11 protein-coding genes and 1 rRNA gene are annotated in these 15893 nt (G+C 60.3%); 9 read left to right on the forward strand and 3 right to left on the reverse strand.

The genetic code is table 11. From position 1 onward, the window contains the following. Window positions 1-12: 12 nt before the first annotated feature. Window positions 13-705, reverse strand: a complete 693-nt coding sequence (gene lapG / locus AC1RME_RS13375) for a cysteine protease LapG (RefSeq protein WP_096823042.1) — start codon at window positions 703-705, stop codon at window positions 13-15. Between the two features lie 196 nt (window positions 706-901). Between lapG and AC1RME_RS13380 the strand changes: the two genes are divergently transcribed. From AC1RME_RS13380 to AC1RME_RS13400, 5 genes are all read left to right on the forward strand, one after another. Beyond that, entirely contained in the window at window positions 902-1612 is a 711-nt protein-coding gene (locus tag AC1RME_RS13380) for a GntR family transcriptional regulator (RefSeq protein ID WP_096823043.1), read from the forward strand. A 754-nt stretch (window positions 1613-2366) separates the two neighbouring features. After that, window positions 2367-3140, forward strand: coding sequence for a DUF3050 domain-containing protein (locus tag AC1RME_RS13385; RefSeq protein WP_493091381.1), 774 nt, complete (start codon window positions 2367-2369; stop codon window positions 3138-3140). Further along, the gene (locus AC1RME_RS13390; RefSeq protein ID WP_096823045.1) at window positions 3137-4066 is read left to right on the forward strand and encodes a diiron oxygenase; all 930 of its coding nucleotides are present in this window, start codon (window positions 3137-3139) and stop codon (window positions 4064-4066) included. The genes AC1RME_RS13385 and AC1RME_RS13390 overlap by 4 nt, the downstream gene beginning before the upstream one ends. A 13-nt stretch (window positions 4067-4079) precedes the next feature. After that, a complete protein-coding gene (locus tag AC1RME_RS13395) occupies window positions 4080-7469 on the forward strand; it encodes an amino acid adenylation domain-containing protein (protein ID WP_096823046.1) in 3390 nt (1129 codons plus the stop codon). Window positions 7470-7492: 23 nt separating this feature from the next. Then, complete coding sequence (locus AC1RME_RS13400; RefSeq protein ID WP_096823047.1) at window positions 7493-7960, forward strand: SRPBCC family protein; 468 nt, start codon at window positions 7493-7495, stop codon at window positions 7958-7960. 59 nt (window positions 7961-8019) lie between these two features. On the opposite strand, the gene AC1RME_RS13405 is transcribed toward AC1RME_RS13400, so the two are convergent. Then, the gene (locus AC1RME_RS13405; protein ID WP_085712595.1) at window positions 8020-9900 is read right to left on the reverse strand and encodes a methyl-accepting chemotaxis protein; all 1881 of its coding nucleotides are present in this window, start codon (window positions 9898-9900) and stop codon (window positions 8020-8022) included. A 311-nt stretch (window positions 9901-10211) separates the two neighbouring features. Between AC1RME_RS13405 and AC1RME_RS13410 the strand changes: the two genes are divergently transcribed. From AC1RME_RS13410 to AC1RME_RS13425, 4 genes are all read left to right on the forward strand, one after another. Further along, window positions 10212-10712 carry a sigma-70 family RNA polymerase sigma factor gene (locus AC1RME_RS13410; protein ID WP_096823048.1) on the forward strand — a complete coding sequence of 167 codons (501 nt, stop codon included), beginning with the start codon at window positions 10212-10214 and terminating at the stop codon, window positions 10710-10712. Then, complete coding sequence (locus tag AC1RME_RS13415; RefSeq protein ID WP_096823049.1) at window positions 10712-11725, forward strand: FecR domain-containing protein; 1014 nt, start codon at window positions 10712-10714, stop codon at window positions 11723-11725. Before AC1RME_RS13410 ends, AC1RME_RS13415 begins: the two co-directional genes overlap by 1 nt. An 86-nt stretch (window positions 11726-11811) precedes the next feature. After that, entirely contained in the window at window positions 11812-14313 is a 2502-nt protein-coding gene (locus AC1RME_RS13420) for a TonB-dependent siderophore receptor (protein WP_096823050.1), read from the forward strand. A gap of 76 nt (window positions 14314-14389) precedes the next feature. Next, window positions 14390-15568, forward strand: a complete 1179-nt coding sequence (locus tag AC1RME_RS13425) for a PepSY-associated TM helix domain-containing protein (RefSeq protein ID WP_096823051.1) — start codon at window positions 14390-14392, stop codon at window positions 15566-15568. 73 nt (window positions 15569-15641) lie between these two features. Here the strand turns inward: AC1RME_RS13425 and rrf are convergent. After that, window positions 15642-15757, reverse strand: a 5S ribosomal RNA gene (gene rrf / locus AC1RME_RS13430). Window positions 15758-15893: the final 136 nt, after the last annotated feature.

The following is a 15893-nucleotide window of genomic DNA, read 5'->3' on the forward strand; positions in this document are numbered from 1 at the left end:
GAGCGCGTGCTCCTAGTTAGTCGTCTCGACCGGGAATCCTTCGGCCTGCATTTTCTTCAACACATCCTGCCAGCGTGACAGACGTTTGGTGTCGCCGACCTTCTTGTTGCCCTTCGCTCCCGGCAGGTACAGACCTTCGGCATTGAAAGAGTAGACCGGCAGCAAATCGGTTCGCTCGGACGCCGGCTTGATCGGGTCGATCAGGCTGTCGAGCACCAGTGGCATGGCGTCAGGGCTGGAATAGTAAGTCAGGACCATGTGCGCGCGGTTCTGGCGCAAGGCCTTGACGTAGGTGATGCGCAACTTGTCACTGGCCACCCCCAGATGGCGCAGGCTGAAATACTTGGCGATCGCATAGTCTTCGCAATCGCCGGCACCTTTCCACAAGGCTTCGATGGGGGTTTCCCAATAATCGACTTCACCCCACAGGTCGATATCTTCGACGTAGCGCATCTGTTTGTTGAAAAACAGGTTCACCACTTTGAGCTTTTCCATTTCGCTGACCTGCTTCTGCGTGGCCAGCAGATTCTGCCAGGCATCAATCCGTTGCTGTCCGGCGCCCAGAGGGCCGTACAACGCCGTAGCCTTGCGACTGATCGCAGAAAAATCCCAATCGGCATGCAGACCGCCCAGCATGGCGCCGGCCAGCAGCAGCGCGCAGGCAAGCCAGCGCACAATCCGAGGGATCGCGAAACGTACCGCCAATGCAAGGCATCCAGGGCAGGGAAGAAAGGCGTTTGATGGTGAAGGTTAGTCCAGCAAAAAACAATGGCACCCTGAGATCATCGCTGGCGCGCTAAACTTCAGATATGACAGGGTTCTTCTACACGGTTTGACAACCTGTAGAGCAATCACTAGTGTCCTTTGGATCCAAATTCAGCCGTCAACAGGGTGTGCAGTTGTGACCCAGAAGCCCAAGCCACTCCACAGCATCAAAGTCGAAGGCCCGATTCCCGCGCACCTGGCGCGTTCGGTCATCGAAGAAACCCTGCGCTCGGCGATCCTCGATGGTCGCCTGCCGTGCGGCACCGCCGTGCGCCAGCAAGACCTGGCGGATCTGTTCGGCGTCAGCCGCATGCCGGTGCGCGAAGCCTTGCGTCAGCTGGAAGCCCAGGGCCTGCTGAGCGTGGTTGCGCACAAAGGGGCCGTCGTGGCGCCGCTGATTCAGGGTGACGCGACCGAAACCTATGAGCTGCGCATCCTGCTGGAATCCGAAGCGCTGCGCCAGTCGATCCCGCTGCTGACCCCTGCCGATCACGATCGCGCCGCCGGCTACATCGAAGAGCTGGAAACCGAGCACGACTACACCGAGATCGGCCGGCTCAACCGTCTGTTCCACATGGCGCTTTACTGCAAATCCCCGAACGGCCGACTGCTGCGGCTGGTCGAGGATGGCTTGAATGAAGAGGAACGCTTCCTGCGTTTCAACCTCGAGGCCATGGGCCTGGGCAAACTGTCCCAGGACGATCACCGGGCGCTGCTGCAGGCCGTTAAAGAACGCGACACCCAACAGGCGGTGATGCTTCTGGAGCAGCACCTCAATCGGGGTGTCGAGGTGATCACTCGCTATCTGGCCAGCTCCGCCTCCAAAAGCCGCCAGGCGGCACTCTGAAAGTCCCCTCCCGGGTGAGCCCCCGCTCCCCCGGCGAATAACCCGCTTACAAATCCCCACGCCGGTCACGCTCAATTGCCGTGGCACTTCGGCGCCTGCGCTCTAACCTCCCCCCTGCTTCGAACAGCCCGGAATTTGCACCGCAAGGAAGTCATTTTCGACGATAGCCGCGGCGCCGATTTACGCGCACCCTTGAATCGCCAACCCACTATAGAACGGGGACGCGCCGCCCCGGCAGCAGTCTCCGCACCAGGAACCTACGGAAGGAGCCTTGTCACGGGAAAAGGAAGATTCGCCGCCGTATCAGGCCAACTTCATCCCCTCAGATCATTTCAATTACTTCATTAGAAAGTTGCTTCGAGTGAGGCATTCACTCTTGTTATTCAATTTTGGCCTTTAAACGCCGAAAGGAGCAACTACGCCCAAATAAAACTCAACTTAAAAGTTTTATCAGCCTCGCTCATACTTGAAAAACGGCCAACTTAAATTAATTGAAAATATACTTGTTAAGTTGTTTTGCGATGTATTAGTTTTTCTACGCCGGGTTTTGTAGCGAACCGACAAACCGGCGAGACCCAGCAATATGGCCCAGTTAACAGCCGCCTTCAGCGGCATGCCGTTGTACCTTGGCTTTCAATGAAACTTTAACTTTCATCGAAACGAATGAGGCTATCGCTCGCCTGGAAACCATATCCAACGTTGTTAGCCATTGATTGAGAAGTCCCTATATCCCTATAAGCCAGAGGCTCGCATCATGCCAACTAAAGAACAACTCGCCCAAAAGAAAGCCGAACTCAGCGTTCACCCGATCTTCTCCGAAATCGATTCGCTGTCGGTGTTGCGACGCTTCATGGAGTCCCACGTATTTGCCGTGTGGGACTTCATGTCGCTGACCAAACGCCTGCAACAGGAACTGACGTGCACCCGCCTGCCATGGCTGCCGCCGCGCGATCCGCACGCCGCGCGGCTGATCAATGAAATCGTGCTCGGCGAAGAGTCGGACGATCGGCTGTCACACGGGCATTACAGTCACTTCGAGTTGTACCTGGATGCGATGCGCGAAGTCGGTGCGAGCACCTCGGCGGTGGAGCGTTTCGTCGCGCTGCAACAGGAAGGCGTGAGCTATGACGTTGCGTTGCAAAGTGTCGACGTCGACCCGGCCGCCGCGCAGTTCGTCCGCGACACCTTGCACACCGCGCTGCATGCGCCAGGGCACAGCGTCGCCGCCGCCTTCCTGCATGGCCGCGAGAGCGTGATCCCGACCATGTTCCAGCGCATGCTCGATGCCTGGGGCATCGGTGTCGAACAGGCGCCGACCTTCCGTTACTACCTGGAACGACACATCGAAGTCGACTCCGAAGACCACGGCCCGGCAGCGGAGCAACTGTTGGAGCGACTGGTCGATGGCGATCCGCAGCGTGAAGCCGAGGCCTACGCCAGCGCCGTCGCCGCCGTGGAAAGCCGCATCGCCCTGTGGGACGGCCTGCGCCTGAGCATGCGCGAGCCGTTGGCGGAGGTGGCCGAATGAACGCCGCCGACTACCAATCCTTCGCCGACGCCTGGGAAAGCCGCGCCACCATCCGCACCCGGCCGCGCCGCGTGCTGGAGGACGACGCGCGGCTGATCTACCCGCTCAGTCGCCAACCGTTGGTACTCAGTGAAACCTTCCTGCACGAATGCCCCGAGCAACGGGACTTTGCGCTGGTGCAGACACTGTACAAATTCATCAACGACGTGGTGATTTTCGAGACTGAGATCGTCGACAAGACCGCCCGCAGCATCGCCAAGAACCGCTTCGCCGTGGCCTTCCCGTTCGCCTGTCGCTACGACGCCATGACCGTTGTCGTTGACGAGGATTACCACGCGCTGGTGGCGATGGATTTCATGCAGCAGACCGTGGCCATGACCGGCATCGAGCCCATCGAGTTGCCAAATGAAATCGAACTGAGCCGGGCGATTCCGGCCGCCGTCGAATTGGCCCCCGAGCACCTGCGCAGCGCCGTGGAGCTGATCTGCGTCGCCATCGCCGAGAACACCGTGACTGGCGATGTCGCGGCGTTCGCCCGGGACGACACGGTCAAGCCGTCGATCAAGGGGCTGATGGCCGACCACTTGCTCGACGAGGGTCGCCATTCGAGTTTCTGGGCGCGGATGGTGCGCATCTACTGGCACACCGCGAGCGACGCGGATCGCGAATGCATCGCGCAGATCCTGCCGGTGTTCATCGGCCACTACCTGACCAACGACATCCAGAAGTCGTTCGACCTGCGCCTGATCGATGCCTTGCCGGTCAACGACGCAACCCGCCGCGCACTGAAAGACGAGATGGCCGGGCTGGCCTTCCCGATCAATCGCCACCACCCGCTGGTGGGCAACATCGTGCGGTTTTTCCACAACAGCTCACTGCTCGACACACCGTGCGTCCAGCACGCCCTGCGCGACTACCTGGTTTGACAAGGAGGCTGACATGAGACGTCTCGACATTTTGCTGATGGGCCGCAGCCAGGCCTTGACCGACCTGGCGCAGGAGCTCGAACAACACGGTCATGCATTGCTGACAGACGCTGTTCCGTCGGTGGATCTGGTAATCGATGACGGCAGCCTTGCGCCACAGGATCACGGCGCGACACCGCACCTGACCTTGCGTCTGGGTATCGGTGCAACGGGCGTCGGCGGACTGCCGGTGCTCGATCTCCTTTGCGTCTGCAACTCGACACTGCTGAGCCGCGTGCCGATTGCCGACGAGCCCTCCGGCAACGGCCAGGCCCTGCGCCAGCGAACACTGGCGCTAGTAGTGGATGAAGTGGCGCTGCTGGTCAGTCGTTTCTCCCGCGATGCCGAGTATTTCCAGCACGCAGAGACGGCCCGTGCGCCGGACTTCGAGCAGGTGGAAAACCTGCTGTTTCTCGACAGCCTGGCCTATGTGCATCGCTTCAACGCCACGGCCAACCCGCCGTTGCTGCAACAGGCACAGACTCCGGTGATCGAGCGGCTGCAACAGAGTCTGATCGAGCATGCGGAGCGCCCGGCGCTGCACCTCGCCGAGCAGTCGATCAGCTATCGCCAGTTGCATGATCACAGCCGGGCGATCCAGCAACGGTTGCTGGCAATGCTGGAGACACAACCGCAACCGTGGGTGGTGGGGATTTGCCTGCCGAAATGCGATGCGCTGTTTGCTTCGATCCTGGCGATTCTCGGCAGCGGCGCGGTGTACCTGCCGCTGGAGCCGAGCCATCCGCTTCAGCGCCAGCAGTACATTCTGGAAAACGCCGGGGCGGTGTTGCTGCTGCACGACGGCGAACATCCGCTGAGCGCTTCGATGCCGGGGCTGGATGTCAGCCGCATCGACAGCACTGACACCGATCTGTCGTTGCCGTTGATGCGTCGTCGGCCTGAGCTCGATGCGCCGTGCATGGCGCTCTACACATCGGGGACTACAGGGCATCCGAAGGGTGTGCTGCTCAGCCAGGCGAACCTTGCGCACTTCACCGCGTGGTACGCCGATTACGTGCAGTTGCACGCCGAGAGTCGGGTGTTGCAGTTCTCGTCGCTGAGTTTTGACTCTTCATTGATCGACATCTTCCCGACCTTGCTCGAAGGCGCGGAACTGGTGGTGCCCGACGACAACCAGCGCCGCGATCCGCTGCAACTGGTGGCGCTGATCCGCCGCCGACAACTGACTCACGCCTTCCTGCCGCCAGCGCTGTTGAGCATCCTGCCGCTGGAGCAACTGCAAAGCGTCGGGCAGATCATGACCGGCGGCGATGTCTGCGAGCCGTTTGTGATCGAGCAGCTGACGCGCCAGGGCAAGCTGCACAACCTCTACGGCCCTACCGAAGCCACGGTGTTGATCACCGCACGGCAACTGCAACCGGGTGACAGCAATCGCACCCTCGGCGGACCGATCGCCAACAGCCAGGTGCTGATTCTCGATGACGATCTACAACCGGTGGCCGAGCAAACGGTAGGCGAACTGTTCATCGTCGGCCCGGGTGTATGCCTGGGTTACCTGAACAATCCACAGCAGACGGCGGAGCGCTATCTGAACCTGGAATTGCCGGACGGCCAGCGTCTGCGCGCCTATCGCAGCGGCGACATGGCCAAGTGGGACGAGGACGGCATCGAGCTGTGTGGGCGCCGCGACAATCAGGTGAAGATCCGGGGTTTCCGGGTCGAGCCGGAAGAGATCGAACGGTGCCTGCGCGAGAGTCAGCTGTATCGGCAAATCGCCGTGGTGATCGACAGTCAGCGACGGATTCTGGCGTTCCTCGCCCAGCCACAATCAGACGCCGCCCGTGATGCGCTGAAGGCACACGCCCAGCAGTTTTTGCCCGACTACATGCAACCGGTAGCGTGGACGGAACTGCCGAACATGCCATTTGCCGCCAACGGTAAAGTCGACCGTAAGGCCTTGCTGGAGCTGCCGGTCAGCGTGCAGGACAGCGGCCCCAAATGCCTGCCGGCCAACGCCGACGAAGCGCTGCTGCTGGAGATCTGGGGCGAGTTGCTGGAGCTGCCGACCAGCGACATTTCCACCGACGAAAGCTTCTTCAATCTCGGTGGCCACTCGATTCTGCTGTCGCGCATGCTCCTGCGTCTGCGGGAGGAATTCGGCCGCAGCATTTCAATCAACCGCTTCATCGAACTGCCGACCATCGCCAAGCTCGCCACGCTGGTGCGCGGCACCGATGACAGCGCGGTACTCAGCGCCCAGGCGATGGCCGACGCCGAGCGACCGCTGGACATCGAGCCGTTGCCGATCAGCCGCATGGGCGATGTGCACAAGGTGATCGTCACCGGCGCCAACAGTTTTGTCGGCGTGCACATCGTCGAGGCGTTGTTGGGTTGGGGCGCCAGCGAGGTGGCGTGCCTGGTGCGCGACGGCGGCGGGCAAACGGCGGCGCAGCGTTTTGCCCATTCGTTGCGAGAGAACCGGCTGGAGCATCTGGACCTGAGTCGGGTGCGGGTCTATTCGGCCGACATCACCCGGCCGCAATTGGGCCTGGCCGATAGCGATTTCGAGCGACTGGATCGGGAGTTCGGCGCGCTGGTGCACAACGCCGCCAACGTCAATCACGTCCTCGACTACGAGTCGCTGGCGGCGGACAACGTCGAGCCGATTTTCGAACTGCTGCGGCTGTGCGAAGGGCGCAGCAAGAAGGTCTTCAATTTCGTCTCGACGCTGTCGGCCTCCAGCACTGTCGACGACGCAGGCCGGGTGCTGGAATTGCCCGCCGCACCGACGCCGCCGATCTACATCCGCAACGGCTACAACCTGTCGAAATGGGTCGGTGAACGCATCCTCGAACGGGCGCGGGAACGCGGGGTGCGGGTCAATCTGTATCGGCCCGGCAACATCAGTTTCAACAGCCTCAGCGGCGTCTGCCAGCCGCACAAGAACCGTTTGATGCTGATGCTCAAGGGCTCGATCCAGCTCGGGCAGGTGCCGGCCTTCGCGCTGAACTTCGACCTGATGCCGGTGGACTTTCTCGCCCGTTTCATCGCCTTCCACGCCAGCCGTTATTCGGCCGAACGGGCGGTGTTCAACCTGCATAACCCAGAGCCTCTGAGCTGGGATGCCTACGTCGCGTCATTCCGCGAAACCGGCAGCGAATTTTCGCTGGTCAGCGTCGCCGACTGGCAACAGCAACTGGGCCGGGTCGATGCCGACAACGCGCTGTTCGGCGTGCTCGGTTTCTACCTCAACGGCTTCGAGGAAGACATCGGCGACATCTCCCTGATCGGCCATGCCAACGCCCAGGCCGGCGTGCAGCAGATGGGCGCGCACTACCCGGAAAAATCCCCGGCGCTGCTGCGCCGCGGCTGCGACTACCTGAAAGAAATCAACTTCATCTGAATCAACCACCAAGGAGCAACACCATGAGCAATCTTCAACCCGACACCCTGATCAAGAACCCTCACGGCTGCCACGTCGTGTCTTCGGTGGAAGTGCCGGTGGACACCAAACAAGTGTGGGCGGTGGTCGGCAAATTCGACGGCTTCGACCGTTTCATTCCGGCGCTGTCGCACATCGAGATGACCGGTGAAGGCGTGTCTTCGCTGCGCAAGAAGTTCTTCAAGGATGGCAACGTGGTGGTCGAGCAACTCAACTCCCGGGATGACCAGGCGCTGAGCATGACCTGGACCACGATCTACAACACGCTGGGCGTGGCCAATCTGTGGGCGGCGATGAATGTGGAGTCGCTGGGCGCGGGCAAGTCGCGGGCGACCTGGACGATCATTGCCGAGCCGGCTTCCGGCGGCCCTGAGGCGCTGCCGGGGTTCAAGGATTTCGTGCAGGGGTTCGCCGATGATGCGATGGGCAATGTGCTGAAGCTGTTTGTGTAAGGCATGAAAAAGCCCGCTGCGGATCACTCCGCAGCGGGCTGTTTTTTGACCGCAAGCGATCAGATCTTGAAGCTGTCGACCAGTTGTTTCAAACGGTTGGCCTGCTGCGACAACGCATCGCAATCCTTCAACGTTTCATTGAGGTTGGCCACGCTCTGCTGGTTCAGCAGGTTGATCTGGTTGACGTCGACGTTGAGGGTTTCCACCACCGCAGTCTGCTCTTCGGTAGCCGCTGCCACCGACTGGTTCATGCCGTCGATTTCACCGATGCGCTGGGTCACGCTGACCAGACGCAGACCGGCCTGGTTCGCCACTTCAACGCTCTCTTCGCTGGACGCCTGACTGGCGTTCATGGTGGTCACCGCTTCGCGCGAGCCGACCTGCAGCGAGGTGATCATCTTGTGGATCTCTTCCGCCGATTCCTGGGTGCGGTGAGCGAGGTTGCGCACCTCGTCCGCCACCACCGCGAAACCGCGTCCGGCTTCACCGGCACGGGCCGCTTCGATGGCCGCGTTGAGCGCCAGCAGGTTGGTCTGCTGGGAGATGCCTTTGATCACATCGAGAATGTGGCCGATGTTGTCGGTGCTCGCATTCAGGGTTTCGATCTGGGTGCACGACAGGCTGATCTTTTGCGACAGCTCGGTCATCGCCTGAATTGTCTGCTCGACCACCTGACGACCGTCATCGGCCTGCTCGCTCGCGCCGCTGGCGTGTTGCGAAGCATCGGCGGCGTTGCGGGCGATTTCCTGGGTGGCGGCACCCAATTGATTGATCGCCGCAGCCACGCTGTTGGTGCGCGCGCTTTGCTCGTCGGAACCGATGATCGAGGCGTTGGACGATGCCATCACCCGTTGCGACAGGTCGTGTACGTGGCGAGTCGCGGAAGACACTTCGGAAATGGAGGCGTGAATCCGCTCCACGAACTGGTTGAACGAACTGCCCAGCTCGCCGAACTCGTCTTTGCTTTCCACTACCAGACGACGGGTCAGATCGCCTTCGCCCTGGGCGATGTCCTGCATCGCACGGCCCATGGTGATCAGCGGACGCATCAGCACGGTGATCAACAGGCTCAGGAAGACCGCAATCGCGCCCACTGCGACGAACATCGCGATCAGTGCCGAAGTACGGAACTGGCTGAGTGCGGCGTAGGCCTTGTCGCGGTCGATCGACAGACCGATGTACCACTCGGCATTCGGCAGACCGGTGACCGGGGTGAACGACAGGATGCGCTCCTGACCGTTGAGCACCACGTTCTGGTTGCCCTTCTGGATACGCACATCAGCGTTCGGGTAGATGTCCTTGAGGTTCTTCATCACCTGGTCTTTGTCCGGGCTGACGATCACCTGACCGTCACCGCTGACCAGGAACGCGTGGCCCAGGCCACCGAAGTCCACCGAGTTGATGATCTTCACCAGGGTTTCCAGGCTCAGGTCACCGCCCACCACACCGAGCAGCTCGCCGTTCTTTTTCACTGGCATGGCGATGGTCACCACCAGACCGCCGACGGCAGCCATGTAAGGCGGGGTCAGCATGGTCTGGTCAGCGGCCACGGCCTGCTTGTACCAGGGACGCTGACGCGGGTCGTAGCCGTCCGGCATCTTCGCGTCAGGGCGCTGGGTGAACACACCGTTGGCCTGGCCGACGTAGGTGAACTGGAAGTTCGAGGTGAAAGCCGGTTGATCGACCAGCCCAGGGAAGTCGGCGTTCTTGCCTTGATGGGCGACGTTCTGCGCGAGGTTTTCCAGCACCAGAATCCGCCCGCTCATCCAGTTCTGCACACTGCTGGCGGTCAGGTCGCCGGCCTGCTGGACGGAGGACTGGAGGTTCTGGCGAATGGTGTTTCGCTGCAGATAGTCGTTGTACAGAGTGAACAGCGCGAACGCCAGGACCACGACGCCCGAGGCGGCCAACAGGATTTTATGGCTGAACTTGAGATTCATTTCATGGGACTTCTTATGCCAAAAGTGGGGATGCGTTCCGGATGCAACATTCCATGTACAGCGCAGGCAGCGTTCTGATGGCCGCTCTACTTTGGTGCACGCATGTCTCACCAGTCTGTCGGCACGCTTCGGAGAAAACTTAGCGCTTTGTAGGAAATGGACGGCATTTCTGCCAGATTCCCGCCGAACGGCGTGCCAGAGCGTTCGCCTGTCATTTTTTGATGACTGTTTTGCAGCGCCGGTTGCAAATTCTGTAACCCTTGATGACAATGCGACTAATTATCATTTGTGACGTTCGGGCTGTCGCGTTCATGTCCTCACCTGAGTTTGCAGTACAGGCGCTTTACAGTCGTCATCACGGCTGGCTCAACGGCTGGTTGCGCGCGCGACTGGGCAATGCGGCCGATGCGGCGGATCTGGCCCAGGACACGTTCGTTCGCCTGCTGCAACGCACCGAACGTCTCGAACTCAAGGCGCCCCGCGCGTTTCTGCGCACCATCGCTCGTGGGTTGGTGATCGACCATTGGCGTCGTGAGGAAATCGAACGCGCGTATCTGGAAACCATCGCCCACTTGCCGGAAGCCGAAACACCCAGCGCCGAATCCCGCGCAATGGTGATCGAGCTGCTGGAAAGCATTGCCCGCATGCTTGAAGGACTGAAGCCAAAAGTACGTCAGGCGTTTCTGCTGGCGCAGTGCGAAGGCTTGACCCACAAGCAGATCGCCGAGCAGATGGGCCTGTCCTTGCGCTCGGTGGAGCGCTACGTCGCCGATGCGCTGTATCACTGCTACGTGCTGCGGTACGAAAGCTGATGCCGGTGGATAACGTGTCACTCGCCCGCCGCGCCGAGCCACCGCAACAAGTGGTCAAACAGGCGATCCACTGGCTGCTGCGCCTGCGCAATAACCACGGCAATCCGCGCCTGAACCACCAATGTGAACAATGGCGCGCCGAGCACCACGATCACGAACTGGCCTGGCAGCGGGTGCAGTCGTTGCAAAGTGAGCTGACCCAAAATCTGCGTGCCGTTCCGGGTGCGCAAGTGGCATTCAACACACTGGAAAACAGTGCGCAGAGCCTGGGTCGCCGTCAGGCGTTGAAGCTGCTGTCCGGCGCGTTGTTGATGGGCTCCGCCGCGTGGCTGGCCAAAGACACGTCAGCCTGGCAGCAGTGGAGCGCCGATTACGCTACCGCCACCGGCGAGCGCCGCGGATTCCAGTTGCCCGACGGTACGCGGATCGAACTGAACACGGCCACCGCCGTGGACCTCGATTACACCGCGCAACAGCGGCTGATCAAACTGACCCGGGGCGAGATCATCGTGACCTGCGGCGGCGCCGACGAAGGTTCGGGGATTGATCGACCGCTGCGAGTGCAAAATCGTCATGGCAGTTATGAGCCGTTCGACGCTCGATTCATCCTGCGTCAGGAAGGTGATTGCACGCGCCTGAGCGTCACCAGTGGCCGAGTAGCGATTCATTCGCCGCGGACGAGCGATGGCGCTTCCACCGAGGTGCTTGCCGGTCAGAGTTACTTGATCGATCACCATCAGGCGCGTCCCGCTCCGCCGCTGGACATGGATGCCGGCGCCTGGATCGACGGGCTTATCGTGACGCGCAATATGCGCCTGGGTGACTTCCTCAATGAGGTTGGCCGCTACCGTCAGGGCTTCCTGAATTGCGCCCCGCAAGTGGCGGATCTGCGCTTGTCCGGCGTGTTCCGCCTCGATGACACCGACAAGTTGCTGGCGATCCTGCCGCAAACCCTGCCGGTGCAATTGCGCTATCGCACCCGCTGGTGGGTAACGCTGGAACGAGCAGTCTGAAATTTTTTGGCGGGTTTTCGTGGCAAGGCCGGCTTAGTCAGTAAGCACTTCAATTCAGCCTTCGCGACTTGCCACGGAAACCTACAATGACTGCGCGCGTTATCTGTAAGAACCCTCTGAATTTCACTGCCGAATCGGGCCTTCTGCGCCACGCCGTTCGGGCCGCGTTGTTCTCCACGGCACTGGGCGTCGGCCTGCTGCCGAACCTGAGCGTCGCGGCGAGCGGCAGTGAGGTCAGCAGCCATCGCTACAACATCGCCGCCGGGCCATTGGGCGAGGCGCTGAACCAGTTCGCGCGCCAGGCCGGCATCACGTTGTCGATGACCCCACAGCAGACTCAAGGCCGGCAATCACCCGGCGTGCAGGGCGAATATTCGGCAGATCAGGCGTTGAGTCATCTGCTCGGTGGCTCGGGTCTGGAGGCGGTCAGCCAGGACGGCAGCAGCTATGTGTTGCGCTCCGTCACGGAAACCGAAGCCCTGGCCCTGCCGACCACTGACATCAAAGGTTTTGCCCTCGGCAACGCACTGGGCAGCATGGACGGCTACAACGCAACGCACAGTCAGATCGCCACCAAAACCAGTACCGCGCTGCTGGAAACCTCGCAAAGCGTGTCCGTGGTCACCCGCGAGCAAATGGACGATCAGGGCTCGCAAACCGTGTCCCAGGCCATGCGCTACACCCCCGGTGTGCTGACCAACCCCTATGGCGCCACGCACCGTTACGACTACGTGGCGATGCGCGGCTTCAACGATGGCTCGGTGGATAACATCTACCTCGACGGCCTCAAGTCCATGGGCGACAGCGGCACCTACAGCACCATGCAGGTCGATCCTTATTTCCTCGAGCGCGTGGACATTCTCAAAGGCCCGTCGTCGGTGTTGTACGGCCGCAGTTCACCGGGCGGGCTGGTGGCGTTGACCAGCAAGAAACCGTTGTACGAGGCCTATCATCAGGTTCAGGCCACCGTTGGCACTCAGGGCCAGCGCGGTGTTGGTTTTGACTTCAGCGGCCCGGTCGATGACGACAAGCGCATCGCCTATCGTCTGATCGGTTTGACGGATCAGTCCGACACGCAATTCGACCACAACAAGGAAAAACGCTTCGCCCTCGCGCCGACGGTCAGCATCGATTTCAACGAAGACACTTCACTGACCCTGCAGGCGTATCTGCAACATGACCCGGATGGCGGCTATCACGGTGGCGTGCCGGCCGACGGCACGATTCATCAGCGCAACGGCAACCGGATCTCACCGCACTTCTTCGAAGGCGAACCGGGAGTCGATGGTTACTCCCGCGATCAGCAGTCGTTCGGCTATCAGTTCGAACATCGCTTCAACGACGTCTTCACCGCACGGCAGAACTTCCGCTACCTCGACTCCAAAGTGAACATGGATCAGGTGTACGCCTATGGCTGGACGTCGCCGACCAGCAACGAGCTGAACCGCTACTACACCGGCGGTGACGAGCGACTGCACGCGTTCATCGTCGACAACATGCTCCAGGCCGAATTCTTCACCGGTGCGACCAAGCACACGGTGCTGATGGGAGCGGATTACCAGCGACGCAAAACCGTGGTCGACTGGACCAGCGGTGGCTTGGCGCCGATCAATGCGTTCAACCCGGTGTACGGCAATTCCGCTATTACGCCGTACGGTGAGACCAGTTATCTGCGGCGCCTGGAGCAGACCGGGGTTTACCTGCAAGACCTGATTGAGATGGACAAATGGCGCTTCTCCCTCGGTCTGCGGCAGGACTGGGTAGAGACGTCCGAGGAAAACCGGATTGCCGAGGCGGGCCGTCCGGTCGGCACCGAGATCAGCGACAAGCGCACCAAACTGACGGGCCGTGTCGGGGCGCTGTACCTGTTCGATAACGGCCTGGCGCCGTACATCAGCTACTCGGAGTCGTTCAACCCCAACTCCTATGCCGACAGCGCCGGTAATCCGCTGGCACCAACGGATGGCACGCAGTGGGAAGCAGGTCTGAAGTACCAGCCACCCGGCACCGACAATCTGTTCACGGCCTCGCTGTTCCGCATCGATCAGGAAAACCTGGCGACCAAACTGCCGCAGGAAAACTTCTATCGCGCTGTAGGCGCTGTCCGCTCTCAGGGTCTGGAACTGGAAGCGCACATGCAGTTGACCGATAACCTGAAAGTGCTCGGTAGCTACACCTTCACTGACATCGAGTACTCGAAGTCGATGGTCAGCACCCTGAGCACCCCGACAAACGTGATCGAGAATAAAGGCAACTCGCCAACCCAGGCACCGCGTCACATGGCATCGCTGTGGGCGGACTACAAGTTCGACAGTGCGGCGCTTGATGGCGTGCGAGTGGGCGGCGGTGTGCGTTACGTCGGCTACAGCTGGGCGGATGCAGAGAACACCATGAAGGTGCCGTCCTACACGTTGTTCGACGCGTCGATCGGTTATGACCTGGGCAAAGTTGGCTTGAAGGGTGTGGACGTACGCCTGAATGCGAACAACCTGACCAACGAATCCTACGTGGCCTCCTGCGCCAGTCTGAACTTCTGCTACATGGGCGAGGAGCGCAACGTCGCCGCCACGGTCAGCTATCAGTTCTAAGCCTTTGTCTTGTGCATAAAAAAGCCAGTCCCTGAGATTCAGGGACTGGCTTTGTCGTATTCGTGGGGAAAATTTCATGCGTTCGTTTCTGGTTTTACTGCACCGGTACATCGGGTTGGCCACGGCTGTGTTTCTGCTGCTGGCGGGAATCACCGGGAGCATTCTGGCGTTCAACCATGAGCTGGATGAGTGGCTGAATCCTGGGTTTTACACGGCGTCGGCCGAGGGGCAGCGTCTACCGCCAGGTGAGCTGGTCGATGCGGTGCAATCGGTACATCCGAGGCTGCAGGTCTGGTACATGGAGTATCCGAATGAGGCAGGTCACACAGCCTTGCTGGCGGCGGTTCCACGTAATGATCCGGCGACGGGCAAACCGTTCGATGAGCGTAATCAGGTGTTCTACCTCGACCCGGTCAGTGGCGAGCGAAAAGGCCAGCGTTACTGGGGTGAGTGCTGTTTCCAGCGTGAGAACTTCATTCCTTTCATTCTTGAGTTCCACTACAACCTGACACTGCCCGGGAACTGGGGTTTGCTGTTGATGGGATTGGTGGCCATTGCCTGGGTGATCGATTGCTTCATCGCTCTCTGGCTGACTTTGCCGCGGGGTAAACCGTTCTGGAAGAAGTGGTCGACGGCCTGGAAGATCAAGGGCGGGCATGCCTATCGGCTCAACTTCGATCTGCATCGCGCGGGGGGCCTGTGGCTGTGGTTGTTATTACTGCCGATAGCCGTCAGCAGCGTGGCCATGAACTTGCCGAGTCAGGTCTTCAAACCAGTGGTGTCGCTGCTCTCTCCGATTGAACCGAGCGTGTATGAGGCCCGAGGGCGGATGCCTGCCGACGAACTGGGGTTCACTCGACTGAGTTATCAACAGGCCTACGAAAGGGCGCAGCAGGAGGGAAAAAGGTTGGGGCTGACTGCTGCAATCGGTGAGTTGTATTACAGCTTTGAGTACAACTTCTACGGTGCGGGGTTTGGGCAGCATGACACCGAGGCCCATGGTAAATCCTGGTTGTTCTTCCACGGTACGGACGGGCGATTACTCGGGCAGGAGATCGCAGGAGAAGGGACGTTGGGAGAGCGGTTTTATCGGTTGCAGTTGCCGATACATGGAGGACGGATCATAGGCTTTACCGGGCAAGTGATGATCGCGGTATTGGGTGTTCTGATTGCGGGGTTGTCGGGGACTGGCGTCTACATCTGGTGGCGCAAATGGCAGGCTCGTCGAAGCAGCAAGGCACGCAGAGCGGTTTGAAGATCGGACTTTTGTAGGCTCTGAAACGACAAAACCCCTGTCTGCGTTAGCAAACAGGGGTTTCGGAATTTAATCTTGACGATGACCTACTCTCACATGGGGAAACCCCACACTACCATCGGCGATGCATCGTTTCACTTCTGAGTTCGGGATGGGATCAGGTGGTTCCAACGCTCTATGGTCGTCAAGAAATTCTGTGACCAGCCCGTTACCACGGTAACGTGCCAGCAAAAACGGGAACTTCTACTAAAACAAAACCCCAACTGCTTTCGCAATTGGGGTTTCGGAATTTAATCTTGACGATGACCTACTCTCACATGGGGAA

It is taken from the genome of Pseudomonas sp. GW822-FHT03F08 (assembly GCF_058801265.1).

Excerpts from the sequence above, each read along its gene's own strand:
- AC1RME_RS13420 (WP_096823050.1), top strand. The coding sequence starts at position 11,812 with ATGACTGCGCGCGTTATCTGTAAGAACCCTCTGAATTTCACTGCCGAA.
- AC1RME_RS13410 (WP_096823048.1), top strand. The coding sequence starts at position 10,212 with ATGTCCTCACCTGAGTTTGCAGTACAGGCGCTTTACAGTCGTCATCAC.
- AC1RME_RS13390 (WP_096823045.1), top strand. The coding sequence starts at position 3,137 with ATGAACGCCGCCGACTACCAATCCTTCGCCGACGCCTGGGAAAGCCGC.
- AC1RME_RS13405 (WP_085712595.1), bottom strand. The coding sequence starts at position 9,900 with ATGAATCTCAAGTTCAGCCATAAAATCCTGTTGGCCGCCTCGGGCGTC.
- AC1RME_RS13400 (WP_096823047.1), top strand. The coding sequence starts at position 7,493 with ATGAGCAATCTTCAACCCGACACCCTGATCAAGAACCCTCACGGCTGC.
- AC1RME_RS13415 (WP_096823049.1), top strand. The coding sequence starts at position 10,712 with ATGCCGGTGGATAACGTGTCACTCGCCCGCCGCGCCGAGCCACCGCAA.
- AC1RME_RS13385 (WP_493091381.1), top strand. The coding sequence starts at position 2,367 with ATGCCAACTAAAGAACAACTCGCCCAAAAGAAAGCCGAACTCAGCGTT.
- AC1RME_RS13395 (WP_096823046.1), top strand. The coding sequence starts at position 4,080 with ATGAGACGTCTCGACATTTTGCTGATGGGCCGCAGCCAGGCCTTGACC.
- AC1RME_RS13425 (WP_096823051.1), top strand. The coding sequence starts at position 14,390 with ATGCGTTCGTTTCTGGTTTTACTGCACCGGTACATCGGGTTGGCCACG.